Consider the following 14677-nt stretch of genomic DNA (forward strand, 5'->3'; position numbering starts at 1 on the left):
TTGTCATTTCCCCTTTTTAGAAAAATAGTTACCTTCACTTAATGCAATTGTACGGTCCTTTTCATTGACCTCATGAAGCTTCACTAGTGAATAATAATCATCTACTAACGTCTCATCTGCATGCTCAGCCTCTACAAGTACTGCAATACCTGCCAACTGACAGTCAAACTCCTCTAATAGATTTTTCATGCCATTCATTGTACCACCGACCTTCATAAAGTCGTCAGTAATAAGCACTCTTTGTCCACTCTTCATACTTCTCTTTGATAATACCATTGTCTGAATTCTTCTGGAAGAACCAGATACATAGTTGATGCTGACTGTAGAGCCTTCCGTTACCTTACTATCTCTTCTAACAACAACAACTGGTACATTTAAATGTCTTGCAATAGCGTGGGCAATAGAAATCCCTTTTGTCGCCACAGTCATTATGACGTCAATTTGCTGGTCAGCAAAAGCTGATGCAAACACCTTTCCAACTCGATTAATTAAATCTGGATTGCCGAGTAAGTCCGTCATAAATAAATAACCGCCTGGTAACAAACGATCTGAATGCTCAAGCTCCGCCTTTAAATCCTGAATAACTAAACGGACCTCAGCCTCGGACATTTTAGGAATATACTTAACTCCTCCAGCAGCGCCCGGTACTGTTATCAATAACCCGATTCCTTTTTCTTCGAAAGTTTCTTTTACAATCGTTAAATCTTCACTAATAGAAGACTTTGCAGATTGATATAGTTCTGAAAAATAAGTTAGCGGGATCAACTGATGTGGATGCTCTAGTAAATAGTACGTCATATCAACTAGTCGTTCACTACGTTTCCATTTCATGCGACCCTCTCCTAAACACGAATATTTATAGGTAAAATTAACATAAATTTGCGGTTTTAAGCAAGCGTATTTCGCTCGCCTAAAATTCGGACAGCATATACTTCTTCACAAAAACCACGTAAACCATTATAAATGCGGCTTACACGAGCTTCACTATCCACTAAACCAAACACAGTTGGACCGCTTCCACTCATTAATGTTGCATCTGCCCCAAAGCGCTTCATCTGTTCCTTTAACATTACTACTTCTGGATGAAGCTTAAATGTTACAGTTTCTAAAACGTTTCCTAATGATACACAGAGCAACTCATAATTTGTCGTTTCAATAGCATGAATCATTTGTTTCGTATTTGGATGTGCTAATCCCTCAACCTTTAGTCCACCATACACTTCAGCAGTAGAGACACCTATTTTTGGCTTAGCTAAGACTATCCAACAGTTTGGTGGTGCAGGCAATTCCTGAATTATTTCTCCACGTCCTGTTGCTAATGCCGTACCACCATAGACACAAAAAGAAACATCTGAACCAATTTTAGCACCTAATTCGGCTAACTCGTCTATAGATAGCCCTAAATTCCACAACTCATTTAAACCTTTTAGTGTAGCAGCCGCATCGCTACTTCCACCTGCTAGCCCTGCTGCAATTGGTATTTCTTTTTCTATAGTAATGGATACACCTTGTCCAATGCCGTATGTATCTTTAACTAGACGCGCTGCCTGATAAGCAAAATTACGGTGATCATTTGGCACAAAATTATCAGTCGAAATTATTTCAATTACGCCATCTTCGCGGGATTCCAGGCTAATACGATCAGCTAAATCGACAGTCGTCATGACCATCTCTACTTCGTGATAATTATCTGGTCTTTTATAAAGTACATCTAATGTTAAATTTATTTTTGCAGGCGCCTTTACATAAAGCATCTTTCTTCCTCCTTAGTATAAACAGCCGTTCATCTTTCACAAATATTATTCATTTTATTTTACCATAACGGGAAAGCGAAAACGGAAAAAAAGAACCGTATACCCCTGTTTGGTGTAACGGTTCTCTCTCGTCAGTTGTGTTGTTGTGTCGACAGAAAGTTTTCATCCCTGCTGAAATGAAGTTATCTTTTATAAGTAGTCTATTTCAAAAATAGTCTACTTATTATGCTCTTGCTCACTACTTGCTCTTTCAGCCATTTCAATGGCACGTTTCACCATATTACCGGCGTCTCGAGCTTTTATGCCGCCCCAGCCTTCTCGTTGCACAACATCATAAAATCCAAGTTCTTTAGCGATCTCTTCTTTTAAACGAGGTGACATGATACCTTTTCTAGGCATATAAACTCCTCCTTTAACAACTGACGAATTTAGTATGTCCCAGAAAACGCAAAACACTCATGCAGTTTTGAACATACATGAGCGTTTCAAAATATAGAAATAAGTACTAGAAACTATTTTGCGACAGCAGCCTTTGCTTCGTCTAAAAATGTAATCTCTACTGCTTCAGTTAAAATATCTGTGTAGCTATACGATACGCGCTTGCACGTATTGTCCTCTTGATCAAGCTCAACTACAAAAATAGCGCGATATGTCTCACGCAATACCCCTGCACACTCGACCGTTTTCTTGCGACCGCCGTTTGCTCTTAACTGCAAACGTTTACCCAAATGACAATCCAACGACTTTTTAATGTCCGCTAAAGTTTTTGGCATTTTCGCTTACACCTCACTACTACTTAGTATAAGCGATTCGCCCAAAAATGTCAACAAAATATAATATTTTATCAGCCTACAATAAATATTGTCAACTTATTTTTTATGAAAAAAATATTTTTTTTTACGTAAACTCAAAAAAGTTAACAAAAAAGTTTTACTTTGCAAACGTTGGATATAGTGCATCTGCCAATTTCCCAAACTCTTGTATAGTAAGTGTTTCTCCTCGACGTGTTGGTTCAATATTTACTGCAGTTAAGGCCTCCATAATTTTCTCCTTACGTTCCTTTCCATTCGGTAAACTTGATTGCAAATTATTAAAAATCGTTTTTCGACGCTGTACAAACGACGCTCGAGTTACGACAAATAAGAAGTCCTCATCAATTACCTTTACTGGAGGCTCATCATGTTTAATAAGACGGATTACCGCAGAATCTACATTTGGCTGTGGCATGAAAACAGTCTTCGGTACTGTCATAGCTATATCAGCCTTTACATAGTATTGGATCGCAATTGATAAAGAACCGTACTCCTTCGTTCCAGGTTTAGCCGTAATACGCTCCGCTACCTCTTTTTGCATCATGACCACAAAGCCACGAATTGGCAAACGATCATTGAGCAATTTCATTAAAATCGGTGTCGTCACATAATAAGGTAAATTTGCTACAACCATAATATCTTCAATTCCCGGCATCTCTTCATTAATTACCTTCTCAACATCCGCCTTTAAAATATCTGAATGTACAATAGTAACATTGTTATATGGACTAAGTGTATCTTCTAATACAGGTAATAAGCGCTGATCAATTTCAAAAGATACAACCTTTTTGGCACTTCTCGCTAAATGCTCTGTTAATGCTCCAATGCCAGGACCAACTTCGATTGCACCACTATTCTCAGTTAAATTTGCATGACTAACAATATTACGTAATATATTCGGATCTATTAAAAAATTTTGACCTAAACTTTTTTTGAATGAAAATCCATATTTCTTTAAAATCTCTTGTGTTCTAATGGGTGTTGCAATATCCTTATGCATTGTTTTCCTCCTGATCTAACTGTGCGACGGCCGCACCAAATTGCTTTTCTGTAATTTGAAACATTTTCAATCTTTTATGAAGTTGTTTACCGTTTGTTGCACCAATATTCAAAATCTCTCCAAGGCGATCACGACGATTTTTCGCCTGTTGATGGCCAATCAAACGTGCTGTCATTAAATCCTCCAGAGTAATATCATCGATGATGAACTCAACACTATTTGGGGTATAGACATGTCGTAATGCCTCTCGTATATCCTCATCTGCTGCATGCTCAATGCCTAGTCCTTTACCGTTTTTTGCAATTGTTTTAGCTTTTGGTAAAAAAGCGTGTTTCACTCCTTTTACACGCTCCTCGATAATGGCACGAATCCGACGGCCTGGATAATCTGGATCAGTAAAAACAATAACACCTCTTTTATCCTGTGCATGTTGAATTCGCTTCAGTGTCTCCTCTGAAATAGCCGATCCATTTGTTTCTATTGTATCTGCCTGTGTAGCCCGCTTAATAGCTGTTGTATCATCTTTTCCTTCAACAACAATAATTTCTTTTATTTGCAAAAAGGCTCCTCTTTTCTACCTTATCTTCAGACCATTTTACAACTGCACTGTACGATTGTACAGAAATACACGGTCGTTCACCCTCTTATATAATACTCTTTGCTCTTGAGTTGAGTATTGTTGTTCATTAATTTCGCGCAGACTTATTGCCGCTGTCGCTACAGCTTACCTTATGTAAATTTAATTTAGTTAGTTTCATTCTCTAGAACATAAAAATGACTAAAAAAAGATAAAAAAGCTTTCCTGCCAGTCAAAACAGGAAAGCTACTAATTAGCGAAAAAACATATTGATTAATTTTACAATTTTTTTAATTTAATACTTTTATACGCACTTTCCTAACTCCCCAATTGCTAGCTTGGGCTTCAGTTTGTACAAGTATGTCGATCTTATTACCCTTAATTGCACCACCAGTATCTCCTGCTATAGCCGTTCCATAGCCTTCAACCCAAACTTTTGAGCCCAGCTTAATAACAGATGGGTCTACTGCGATTACTTTCAATCCAGAGCTTGAGCGCAAATCAATGCCAGTGGCAGATGTACCCGAGCAACCATTACAATAAGGTGTATATGCTGTTGCCGTTACATAAAATTCTTTACCGCTAGCTGGCTCTTTTGAACCACGTGATACAGTTGCTGCACTTGCTACTACAGATTTAGTACCTACTGCTACCACTTGCTTCTTTGGTTCTTTTACAACTTTTTCAGATTGTTGATTTTTTGCTACAACTTTGCCATTTTCCTTCACGACTTCATACGTTCGAGTAATTACGCCTTCCTGGCCAGCTGTTACAACTTTTTGTTTTCCTTTTTGTAATGAAGCATCCTGCTTCTTTTCAATTGCGAAATCTAAAGAGTCTTCCACTACATCGATAACCTTTTCTACGCGAACTACTGTGATTTTACTTCCCGGAGTGATTACGTCCTTCAGGTTATTCTCGACACGATCGAATTCATTTAACTGAATTCCCTGTTGTTTTAAAAAGTTAGCGACCGTAGTCGAAGTGGACCATACTTGTCTTTTGTTTACACCATCGACAAGCGTTACTTGAAACGCTTTTTGAATATCAATTTTGTTATCTGCTCCTACTTCTGTATCTAGACCTTGTGCTAATGCGTCATGCTCTGATACTTCGATATTTGCTTCTTTCAAAATGTCTTTCACTTGTGTTTCAGTTGTCCAAACTTTTGACTGATTTCCATCAACTGAAATAGTTACTTCTTTTGCCTGTTCCCATGTAATTGCTAAACCATTTGCAATTTTGGTATTCAGAGAGGGTGATATTTTGTCATGCTCTGCTACGTCTATATTTTGATCTTGTAATAATTGTTCTACAGTTTTGGCATGTGTTACTACGTTGATTACTTCCCCGTTTGCATCAAGCGTTACGGTTTTTTTAGTAACTTGAAAAAGTACAAATGAAATTACAGTTACAAACAGGACAAGTGAAATAATGCTTATCACTGTTTGCTTACTCCTCAATGATCCTAAGAACAAGTTTTTCATGGAATTATTTGACATGAAAAAACGCCTCCTTAATACAAAGTTGGATTATACGGACTAGTTTTGGCACTGTCAACCCGAATGTTTTGGAAAAGAAATTTGACCTTGCCTTTTCACCCAACCACAAACCCAGCATTGGAGGCGTCTCAGCTACTAAATGTCAATCCCAAAAAATTTTTTCGCATTTGCTGTTGTGACCTGTGCAACATCCTCAACGTTTAACCCTTTTAAACGAGCAATTTCTTCTGCAACTAATGGCACTAATGCTGGCTCATTACGCTTTCCTCGATATGGATGAGGCGCTAAATAAGGAGCATCTGTTTCAATCATCAAATGCTCTAACGATATTTCTGTCGCCACTTCCTTTGGCATACGTGCATTTTTAAATGTTACTGGCCCACCAAGACTAATCATAAAATTCATAGCAATACATTCACGTGCTGTTTCCACGCTACCACTATAACAATGCATCACGCCCCCCACAGATGCTGCATTTTCTTCACGTAAAATTTGTACAACATCTTTTGTTGCATCCCTGTTATGAATAATGATTGGTAAATTTAACTTTTGCGCTAAATGGATTTGCTTGCGGAAAAGTGCTTGTTGAACATCCTTCGGGGATTTATCCCAATGGTAGTCCAATCCAGTTTCACCAATACCAACTATTTTTGGATGTGCTGCTAATTCCTCAATCCAATTTAATTCCTCTTGCGTACAATCAATCGCATCTACTGGGTGCCACCCTATGACACCGTAAACAAAATCATATTGTTCAACCAATTGCATTGTTTTTTCAATGGTTTTACGGTCAAAACCAACAACAACCATTGTCTCTACTTTTGCTTCAAGAGCTCTATCAATAACCTCTTGTAAGTCTTCTTCATACTGATCTGCGTTTAAGTGTACATGTGTATCAATGAACATCGTCATTCTCCTAACATAGATTTTATTAAAAATTATTATTTCATATTTTGCGTAAGTATTACAATTTTGTTACAGACAATTTGGTATTATGACATTAACCGTAACCTCAGGTACAGAATTTGTTACTATATACCTAATAAAACTCAACATTTACTGCGCATAAATTATTTCAAGATAATAAAATACTCATTTTTTAAACAGATTTTAAAAGCCTGCTGAACTTTTTGCATTCAGCAGGCCTTCCTAAAATTTTTTACTTTACTTTTGCACCATTCTCTAGTTTTGGATCAACTGATGCTAATTTTAAAATTCCATCTTTTTCACCGGCTAGAATCATTCCTTGGGATAATTCTCCACGTAATTTAACTGGTTTTAAGTTAGTGACTACAATTACTTTTTGACCTATTAATTCATCTGGTGAATAGGACTTTGCAATGCCTGAAACTACTTGTCGTTGCTCATATCCAAGATCCACTTGAAGCTTTAATAATTTGTCTGCTTTCGGAATAGTTTCACATGCTGTTACAGTAGCTACACGTAAATCTATTTTCATAAAATCATCAATTGTAATTTCAGGTATTTCTGGGATTTCTACAGATTTTTGCTCAACTTTTGACTCTTCTTCTTGTGGAGTTTTCACTGAACCGCGCATTTCCTCACGAATATACGCAATTTCAACTTCACTCTCTAAACGAGGGAAAATCGGAATTCCTTTTTCTACCACTTTAATGTTTGCCGGAATAGTATTGCCGAATGTTTCAATTGTATCCCATGCTAAGAATTTGTCATCCAAGCCTAATTGTTCAAGAATTCGTTTAGGTGTAGATGTCATAAATGGTTGTAACATGACAGCAATTTGATGTAAGCTTTCCGCCAAATTTCGCATAACGGCGCCTAATTTTGGCTGATCCGATTCCTCTTTTGCTAGGACCCACGGTTGAGTTTCATCTATATATTTATTTGTTCTCGACACAAGTGTCCATAAGTCGGCTAATACGACACTAAATTGCATTTTTTCCATACTTTCTTCATATTTAATACGAACAGATTCAGCCTGCTCTTTCAAAGCTGCATCAAACTCTGTCGACTGAAGATTTTCTGCTGGAATACTGCCGTCGAAATATTTGTTTATCATTGATATTGTACGATTCAATAAATTTCCTAAATCGTTTGCTAAGTCGAAGTTTGTACGTTCAACAAAAGATTCTGGCGAGAATACACCATCAGATCCAAATGGTAGCTCACGCAATAGGAAATATCGAGTCGCATCTAAGCCATAACGTTCTATTAGCATTTCAGGATAGATAACATTGCCCTTTGATTTTGACATTTTACCGTCCTTCATCATTATGAAACCATGTGCAAACACTTTTTTAGGAAGTGGTAAATCTAGTGCCATTAAGAAAATTGGCCAATAAATAGTATGGAAGCGAACGATATCTTTTCCAACTACATGTACGTCTGCCGGCCAATATTTATTGAATAGTGTTTCATCCTCTGATAGATAGCCTAATGATGTAATATAGTTAGTTAATGCATCTACCCACACATAAATCACATGTTTAGGATCTCCTGGAACTTTAATTCCCCAATCAAATGATGTTCTTGAAACAGATAAATCTTCTAGACCTGGTTTAATAAAGTTGTTAATCATTTCATTTTTTCGAGATTCCGGCTCAATGAAGTCAAGGTTTTCTTCATAATAAGCTAATAGACGATCTGCGTATTTCTTCATATTAAAGAAGTAAGATTCCTCTTTAACTTTGTGTACCGGACGACCACAGTCTGGACAGTTACCATCTACTAATTGCGTTTCAGTAAAGAATGATTCACATGGTGTACAGTACGAACCTTCATACTCACCTTTATAAATGTCATTATTGTCTAAAAACTTTTGGAAAATCTTTTCGACAGCTTTCGTATGACGCTCTTGCGTTGTTTGTATAAAGTCATCGTATGAAATATCCATTAATGCCCATAGTCTTTTCGCAGAATCCGCAATTTCATTCACATAATCTTGAGGATGTTTGCCCGCTTCCGCAGCTTTTTCTTGAATTTTTTGTCCATGCTCATCCATCCCAGTTAAAAAACGTACATCATAACCACGTAAACGTTTATAACGTGCAATCGTATCTGATGCTACAGTTGTATACGCTGTACCAATATGAAATTTTCCACTTGGGTAGTAAATAGGGGTTGTTATATAGAATGTTTTATTTTGTTCGTTCACAAGAACTGCCTCCATTGTTTCACAGTATACTATCTATTCTAACGAAGTACGAAATTCGTTTCAACTTCTTTCAGCAGGTGTCCAAACATTCGCTGAAAGAAGTTAAAGCCTCCGGCGGATGTCACGGAACGGAAAGGAGCTCTTTGTGCAAGCACAAAGCCGATTCTGGACGCAATTATGCCGAGGCATAATTGATTGAAAGTTTCTCGCACGCGAAAAATGTCGAATAATATAATGAATCCATTTAATGTATTAAATAAGAATCTTTTTTACTATAAATTAAAATATATAATAAAAACCTTTTAAAATAATCAAAATATCTGTTTTCTCCTCAAAAATTTTTCCAAAGCAATAATATTAGTGTATTAATTAATTGACGTTTATGGCATTACTTGGTATGATAACTATCAGACAAAGAAATTATGTCGAAATTTGACGAAACACCAATATACATTTAACATTAGGAGGAAAATAATTATGAAATCAACAGGAATCGTTCGTAAAGTCGATGAATTAGGTCGTGTAGTAATTCCAATCGAACTACGTCGTACATTAGGTATTGCAGAAAAAGACGCTTTAGAAATCTATGTGGATGATGACAAAATCATCTTAAAAAAATATATGCCTAACATGACATGTGCTGTAACTGGTGAAGTTTCTGATGATAACTTCCGTCTAGTTGGTGGCAAATTAATTTTAAGTCCTGAAGGCGCAGAAATGTTAGTGAAAGAAATTCAAACTAACTTAAAAAAATAATTTGTTACACACCTAAATTGAGAACAGCAATTTAGGTGTTTTGATTTTATAAAGTATAATATAACCAATTATTAAGTCCCTTATAATGTCCATGTCAGACCTTTCATAATTAAGGGTACTATTTTTTACAATTATTATCAATTAAATATTGGCTTATCACTATAACATAGGGGTGATTTTCGTTCCTTAATCACTAGGTCGACCAGCCCCACTCCAATTAACTTATATTGGCATGCATTCTTAACAAATGTCATATCGAAATGTTGTTGGTGATGTGCCATCTATTTGAATAGATATAAAAAAGAGGTGCCTGATATTAAGGCAACCTCTTTTTTACATTAACTATGATATTCATTATAGACGTCTCGCTTCGCTACTTGACGTAATTTTGCTACTTCCTTTATAGCTTCTTTCGATGTAACACCTGTATGATTAATAATATAATCGACATGATCAATAATAGACATTGTCATCCAATATGTTTCTTCACTATTTTCTTCCTCGGCGTTTTCGTTTCCTTCAAGGACAATACAAAATTCTCCTCGGATTTCCTCTGTTTGTGACCATTCCACTGCTTCACCTAATGTACCACGTAAAAACTCCTCGAATTTTTTTGTTAACTCACGAGCTAATACAATTCGACGATTCCCAAGAATAGCTTCCATATCTTTTAAGGTTTCCTTTAATCGATGAGGAGCCTCATAAAACAAAATGGTTTCCTGACGTTTTTTGAGTTGCTCTAATTGTTTTCGACGTTCCTTTTTTCCTCGGTTCAAAAATCCATAAAAGAAAAAGGGTTGTGGCGTTAACCCAGAAGCAATTAATGCTGATATTGCTGCATTGGGACCTGGCACTGGTACAACTGGAAAGTCTTGATCGATTGCTTTTTCTACTATATCTGCACCAGGATCAGAAATACAAGGTAAACCAGCATCACTAACTAATGCAACGGTTTTTCCTTCACGTAATAGGGTTAACAGCTTCTCTCCGCCCACCGCTAAATTATGTTCATGATAGCTTATAAGTGGTGTTTCTATATTAAAGTAGTTGCATAACTTCTTTGTATTACGCGTATCCTCGGCTGCAATAATATCTGCTTCCTTTAAAATACGTAGTGCACGCACACTCATATCCTCTAGATTCCCAATAGGTGTTGCAACTAGATATAAACAACCTGTATGATCATGTATTGTACTTTTCTGAGATTTCATGACCCATCTCTCCCTATATATTTTATTTTTTGCGTTCGTGTTAACTGTTTAAAAGCATATTCTGCACGCATCGCCTCAGGTTTTGTATCGAATTCCTCTACATAAATACATTGCACTGGTCCTCGTGCTCTCGTATATTTTGCACCTTTACCAGCATTGTGTACAGCGACACGTCTGTCTACATTATTTGTATAGCCTGCGTATAAGGATTGATCGGCACATTCTAGCACATAAAAATAATGACTATTGTTCTTTTCCATAAAGGATTTCTCTCACTTCTGCTGTATATTCATTGTTGGCATCATAGACATACAGGGGAGGCAATATTTTTAAATCAGGTTTACCGTCTTTAATTCCTTCTATTAATAGTGTATTGGCTTCCTTACCTTCTTTTGGATAAATAAATTGCATTCGTTTAGGCTCTAAACGATTTGCCCGCATTGCCGTAACAATATCTAATAATCGACCAGGTCGATGAACAAAAGCTGCTTTTCCACCTTGCTTTAATAATTTGCTTGCTGATTGTATCGATTCCTCTAACGTTAAATATAGTTCATGACGTGCAATAGCGTAATGTTCACTTAGATTTTTATCACTAGCTTCATGTGCTAAAAAATATGGTGGATTACAGGTTACAGTATCATATTTTTCGATCCCAAGCTTCTTAGGAATTTCCTTCACATCACCAAGAACCATATCAATTTGCTCTTCTAACTTATTGTAACGGATACTTCGTTCAGCCATATCAAATAAGCGTGGTTGAATCTCTACTCCTGTAATATGTCCTTTTGTTCTGGCACTTAGAAACAGCGGAATTACACCATTACCTGAGCATAAATCAACAATTTTCCCTTTATGATATGGGACATTGACAAATTTCGAAAGTAGTACTGCATCCAATGAAAACGAAAAGACAGAGGGACTTTGAATAATACGTAAATTCTCAGCCAATAAATAGTCTAACCGTTCGTCATCCTTTAACCAATCTTCCATGTTTCTTCCTCCTACTATACAAAACAAAAGACTGACACCACCATAGTGGGAATCAGTCTTCTATTACACATTTTGTTTATTTAAAAATGATAGACAAAACAGACAGTCTTCGCCTTTCCTTGAACTCCCAAAATGAACATGACAAACATGGAAGCCTTCTTGGTATAGACGTGCTAGGTTATCATAGCCTTCGCCAATATCTAACGAATTCCCTTTCTTCTCAACAATAGCTTGTACAGTAGTTTCATTAGAAAGTAGTTCTTCTAGACGTGTACGAAGGTGATGATTTTCTGTTTCGAGTGCCTTATGCTCTTCCATCATTAACGCTACAAATTGTTTCAATGCACCAAATTGCTCCTGCATTGCTTCGAGCTGTTGTTCGAACTCCATAACGGTATCTAAGAAATTACGGTCCTTCACCCAAGCCACCTCGTTCAATTCTCTATCTTATATAAGATTTTTTTCGTATGCTAGCAGTTCTTCTAGTGTATATTCGACTGTGCGCTCCTGCTCTTGTAAATATACTTGAATAAGTCTTTCCAGTACATTTAAACCTACAACTTTACCGCGGCCATCTGGTGTCATCGTCATTTCACCAATATCTGGCATACCCTCTTTTGCTTCCTCATATTCATCATTTTCATACTTCAAGCAGCACATTAAACGGCCGCAAAGACCTGAAATTTTGGATGGATTTAAAGATAAGTTTTGATCTTTAGCCATTTTAATAGAAACCGGCTCAAAATCGCCTAAAAAAGTTGAGCAGCAAAGCATTCGGCCACATGGACCAATACCACCTAACAACTTCGCCTCATCACGTACGCCAATTTGCCGAAGTTCGATACGTGTTCTAAAAACCGAAGCTAAATCTTTTACTAAATCTCTGAAATCGACACGTCCTTCAGCCGTAAAATAAAAGATAATTTTATTACGATCAAATGTATATTCAACATCTACGAGCTTCATTTCTAAACTATGCTCTATGATTTTTGTACTTGCTAATTCAAATGCGCGCTTTGATTCGGCAGCATTTTCTTCTACTTGAATACGATCCCGTTCATCCGCTGGTCGTAGAACTTGTTTAAGTGGTAATACAACATCATTATCCCCAACAACCTTTTGAGGGACAACTACTTTACCATATTCCACACCGCGAGCTGTCTCTACAATGACATATTGACTGTCTTCTAGTAGATATGATGCTGGATCAAAATAATATATTTTACCCGCCTTTTTAAAGCGGATCCCCACTACATTATACAAATGTATATCCCTCCTGCAGATTTAGCATTAACTGCTCCATCATTAACGTCCTATTCATGTTACGCTGTAAAGATGCACGTGCCTGTAAAATTGACTCCATTTGACTAGATAGGCGTTCATAAGTCGAATGCAACGCAGCTTCTTTAAATGTTTGTAACATGTCTGGATAAGTACAAGCTGCTTCGGGATTAGCTTTTATTGACACTATATCACGGTAAGCAAATAGTAGTAAATCCAATGACTGCTCCATCTCGCCTTTTTCTTTAAACAGCGGCAACCATTCTTCATGTACAACAAGCATTGCTTCATGTACATTCTGACGAATTGCCTCTACTAATTTTAACACTGTTTTTCGAGCATGTGCAAACTGCTCATCATTTGCTAAAAATATCGCTGTTTCGAGCTCGTTCGTCATCATGCTCACTGTAGAAGCCATCGAATAAGAAATATTTTGATCTTGCAAATGCTTTAACAATATATGTCGAGGCATTTTTTGAAATTTAATATGCTGGCAGCGAGAGCGAATCGTTGGTAATATTGACTGCATTTGCTCCGTTAGCAAAATCGCAGTTACCTCACCATCTGGTTCCTCTAAAAATTTAAGTATCATGTTTGCAGATGCAATATTGAGACGATCTGCATGATGAAGTACATAAATCTTACGTCCTTCTTCAACGCCCATCATTTTCATTTCAGCAATTAATTCACGTATTTGATCAATTTTTATAAATTGACCTTCTGGATAAATTTGATGAATATTTGGATGATTGCCTGAATCCACACGTCTGCAATTTCGACATGTTTCACATGGAACATTTTGATTTGGTTGCTCACATAGCATTAATTTGACAAAAAACTGCATAATATCTACTTTGCCTGTCCCTTTTTCGCCATCAAAAATGTATGCATGCGCTAATCTATTTTTGTCAAAAATCGTTTGAAGCTGCTTCATTACGACTGGCTGTAGTGTGAATAGCTCTTCAACATTCTTGGCCATATATTTAAATTCCTTCCTATAACAATTGCTCACTTTTAGTACAGAAATATCTACTTTTTAGAGTAGATAGATTAGTTACATATTAGTTTCATGTCATTCACAAGTAGTTCCTTACCTAGTGTTGTAAAAATGACTGCGGAATAGATTTGAAAAAAGCCCGCGCCTACAAGAGAACAAGACACGGGTTTTACATATATAAATTAATTAATAAGCCTTTAATCTCACCAATTTTATCAAGAAGGTCAATTGCTTCTTTTTCTTCATCTAAAATATCTTGTGCAAGCTCCACAAGACGCGTATCAATAGTTTCAATAATTTTTAAGCGTCTTCCTTCACCAAAACGATTCCATGTATGTGATTGCTTTAACTCCATACCATGCTCTACTGTTTCTTGTAGAAATCGTTTAACAAGCATTTTAAAACGAGCAAGTTCTCGTAAATTACGTGATCTTGCAACACGGTCACCCGCTGTAGATATATCTCCTAGCAATCGTGTAAGCTGTTCTGTTTGCAGTTTGGTTCCTTGCTTGACGACCATATCTCCAAATCGGTTATTTTGATTATTGTTATGCAGTGGCTCTTTACGATTAGTATTTAACCCGACACGTATATCTTGATTGATCTTCAAGCTGTTTTCGCCCCCACTTGCTTTCTTTATCAAATACGCAAAAGCTAA

General features: G+C 36.7%; 17 protein-coding genes. 1 reads left to right on the forward strand and 16 read right to left on the reverse strand.

What is annotated here, in order from left to right; all coding sequences use genetic code 11:
• Nucleotides 1-3: 3 nt before the first annotated feature.
• From purR to metG, 9 genes are all read right to left on the reverse strand, one after another.
• Nucleotides 4-831, reverse strand: a complete 828-nt coding sequence (gene purR / locus ACB089_RS24455) for a pur operon repressor (RefSeq protein ID WP_368638477.1) — start codon at nucleotides 829-831, stop codon at nucleotides 4-6.
• A 56-nt stretch (nucleotides 832-887) separates the two neighbouring features.
• A complete protein-coding gene (gene ispE, locus ACB089_RS24460; RefSeq protein ID WP_374964315.1) occupies nucleotides 888-1754 on the reverse strand; it encodes a 4-(cytidine 5'-diphospho)-2-C-methyl-D-erythritol kinase in 867 nt (288 codons plus the stop codon).
• Between the two features lie 216 nt (nucleotides 1755-1970).
• A complete protein-coding gene (locus tag ACB089_RS24465) occupies nucleotides 1971-2153 on the reverse strand; it encodes a small, acid-soluble spore protein, alpha/beta type (protein ID WP_053594103.1) in 183 nt (60 codons plus the stop codon).
• Nucleotides 2154-2266: 113 nt separating this feature from the next.
• Complete coding sequence (veg, locus tag ACB089_RS24470; protein ID WP_053594102.1) at nucleotides 2267-2527, reverse strand: biofilm formation stimulator Veg; 261 nt, start codon at nucleotides 2525-2527, stop codon at nucleotides 2267-2269.
• Between the two features lie 157 nt (nucleotides 2528-2684).
• Nucleotides 2685-3566, reverse strand: a complete 882-nt coding sequence (gene rsmA / locus ACB089_RS24475; protein WP_374964317.1) for a 16S rRNA (adenine(1518)-N(6)/adenine(1519)-N(6))-dimethyltransferase RsmA — start codon at nucleotides 3564-3566, stop codon at nucleotides 2685-2687.
• Nucleotides 3559-4125, reverse strand: a complete 567-nt coding sequence (gene rnmV / locus ACB089_RS24480; protein WP_374964319.1) for a ribonuclease M5 — start codon at nucleotides 4123-4125, stop codon at nucleotides 3559-3561. The genes rsmA and rnmV overlap by 8 nt, the downstream gene beginning before the upstream one ends.
• A gap of 308 nt (nucleotides 4126-4433) precedes the next feature.
• Entirely contained in the window at nucleotides 4434-5645 is a 1212-nt protein-coding gene (locus tag ACB089_RS24485) for a ubiquitin-like domain-containing protein (protein ID WP_374964320.1), read from the reverse strand.
• A gap of 135 nt (nucleotides 5646-5780) precedes the next feature.
• Nucleotides 5781-6551, reverse strand: a complete 771-nt coding sequence (locus ACB089_RS24490; protein ID WP_374964322.1) for a TatD family hydrolase — start codon at nucleotides 6549-6551, stop codon at nucleotides 5781-5783.
• 253 nt (nucleotides 6552-6804) lie between these two features.
• Entirely contained in the window at nucleotides 6805-8796 is a 1992-nt protein-coding gene (metG, locus tag ACB089_RS24495; protein WP_374964323.1) for a methionine--tRNA ligase, read from the reverse strand.
• Nucleotides 8797-9258: 462 nt separating this feature from the next.
• Here metG and ACB089_RS24500 point away from each other — a divergent pair, with 462 nt between their 5' ends.
• The gene (locus ACB089_RS24500) at nucleotides 9259-9537 is read left to right on the forward strand and encodes an AbrB/MazE/SpoVT family DNA-binding domain-containing protein (RefSeq protein WP_068986577.1); all 279 of its coding nucleotides are present in this window, start codon (nucleotides 9259-9261) and stop codon (nucleotides 9535-9537) included.
• 338 nt (nucleotides 9538-9875) lie between these two features.
• Here the strand turns inward: ACB089_RS24500 and rsmI are convergent, their stop codons facing one another.
• From rsmI to ACB089_RS24535, 7 genes are all read right to left on the reverse strand, one after another.
• Nucleotides 9876-10748 carry a 16S rRNA (cytidine(1402)-2'-O)-methyltransferase gene (gene rsmI / locus ACB089_RS24505; protein ID WP_374964325.1) on the reverse strand — a complete coding sequence of 291 codons (873 nt, stop codon included), beginning with the start codon at nucleotides 10746-10748 and terminating at the stop codon, nucleotides 9876-9878.
• Nucleotides 10745-11008: a GIY-YIG nuclease family protein gene (locus ACB089_RS24510; protein ID WP_068986575.1), complete on the reverse strand. Its 264-nt coding sequence runs from the start codon at nucleotides 11006-11008 to the stop codon at nucleotides 10745-10747. Before ACB089_RS24510 ends, rsmI begins: the two co-directional genes overlap by 4 nt.
• Nucleotides 10992-11741 carry a tRNA1(Val) (adenine(37)-N6)-methyltransferase gene (locus ACB089_RS24515; RefSeq protein WP_068986574.1) on the reverse strand — a complete coding sequence of 250 codons (750 nt, stop codon included), beginning with the start codon at nucleotides 11739-11741 and terminating at the stop codon, nucleotides 10992-10994. The genes ACB089_RS24510 and ACB089_RS24515 overlap by 17 nt, the downstream gene beginning before the upstream one ends.
• A gap of 63 nt (nucleotides 11742-11804) precedes the next feature.
• A complete protein-coding gene (yabA, locus tag ACB089_RS24520; protein ID WP_368638471.1) occupies nucleotides 11805-12161 on the reverse strand; it encodes a DNA replication initiation control protein YabA in 357 nt (118 codons plus the stop codon).
• 27 nt (nucleotides 12162-12188) lie between these two features.
• The gene (locus ACB089_RS24525) at nucleotides 12189-13004 is read right to left on the reverse strand and encodes a stage 0 sporulation family protein (RefSeq protein WP_068986572.1); all 816 of its coding nucleotides are present in this window, start codon (nucleotides 13002-13004) and stop codon (nucleotides 12189-12191) included.
• Nucleotides 12997-14001 (reverse strand): DNA polymerase III subunit delta', encoded by a 1005-nt coding sequence (gene holB, locus ACB089_RS24530; RefSeq protein ID WP_374964327.1) that lies wholly within the window; start codon nucleotides 13999-14001, stop codon nucleotides 12997-12999. The genes ACB089_RS24525 and holB overlap by 8 nt, the downstream gene beginning before the upstream one ends.
• 187 nt (nucleotides 14002-14188) lie before the next feature.
• The gene (locus ACB089_RS24535) at nucleotides 14189-14629 is read right to left on the reverse strand and encodes a YaaR family protein (RefSeq protein ID WP_068986570.1); all 441 of its coding nucleotides are present in this window, start codon (nucleotides 14627-14629) and stop codon (nucleotides 14189-14191) included.
• Nucleotides 14630-14677 lie beyond the last annotated feature (48 nt).

This window comes from Lysinibacillus sp. RS10 (assembly GCF_041956855.1).
GTDB classification, from domain to species: Bacteria; Bacillota; Bacilli; order Bacillales_A; family Planococcaceae; genus Lysinibacillus; species Lysinibacillus xylanilyticus_A.

Coding starts and splice junctions, on each gene's coding strand:
- purR (WP_368638477.1), bottom strand. CDS start 831: ATGAAATGGAAACGTAGTGAACGACTAGTTGATATGACGTACTATTTA.
- ispE (WP_374964315.1), bottom strand. CDS start 1,754: ATGCTTTATGTAAAGGCGCCTGCAAAAATAAATTTAACATTAGATGTA.
- ACB089_RS24465 (WP_053594103.1), bottom strand. CDS start 2,153: ATGCCTAGAAAAGGTATCATGTCACCTCGTTTAAAAGAAGAGATCGCT.
- veg (WP_053594102.1), bottom strand. CDS start 2,527: ATGCCAAAAACTTTAGCGGACATTAAAAAGTCGTTGGATTGTCATTTG.
- rsmA (WP_374964317.1), bottom strand. CDS start 3,566: ATGCATAAGGATATTGCAACACCCATTAGAACACAAGAGATTTTAAAG.
- ACB089_RS24485 (WP_374964320.1), bottom strand. CDS start 5,645: ATGTCAAATAATTCCATGAAAAACTTGTTCTTAGGATCATTGAGGAGT.
- ACB089_RS24490 (WP_374964322.1), bottom strand. CDS start 6,551: ATGTTCATTGATACACATGTACACTTAAACGCAGATCAGTATGAAGAA.
- metG (WP_374964323.1), bottom strand. CDS start 8,796: ATGGAGGCAGTTCTTGTGAACGAACAAAATAAAACATTCTATATAACA.
- ACB089_RS24500 (WP_068986577.1), top strand. CDS start 9,259: ATGAAATCAACAGGAATCGTTCGTAAAGTCGATGAATTAGGTCGTGTA.
- rsmI (WP_374964325.1), bottom strand. CDS start 10,748: ATGAAATCTCAGAAAAGTACAATACATGATCATACAGGTTGTTTATAT.
- ACB089_RS24510 (WP_068986575.1), bottom strand. CDS start 11,008: ATGGAAAAGAACAATAGTCATTATTTTTATGTGCTAGAATGTGCCGAT.
- ACB089_RS24515 (WP_068986574.1), bottom strand. CDS start 11,741: ATGGAAGATTGGTTAAAGGATGACGAACGGTTAGACTATTTATTGGCT.
- holB (WP_374964327.1), bottom strand. CDS start 14,001: ATGGCCAAGAATGTTGAAGAGCTATTCACACTACAGCCAGTCGTAATG.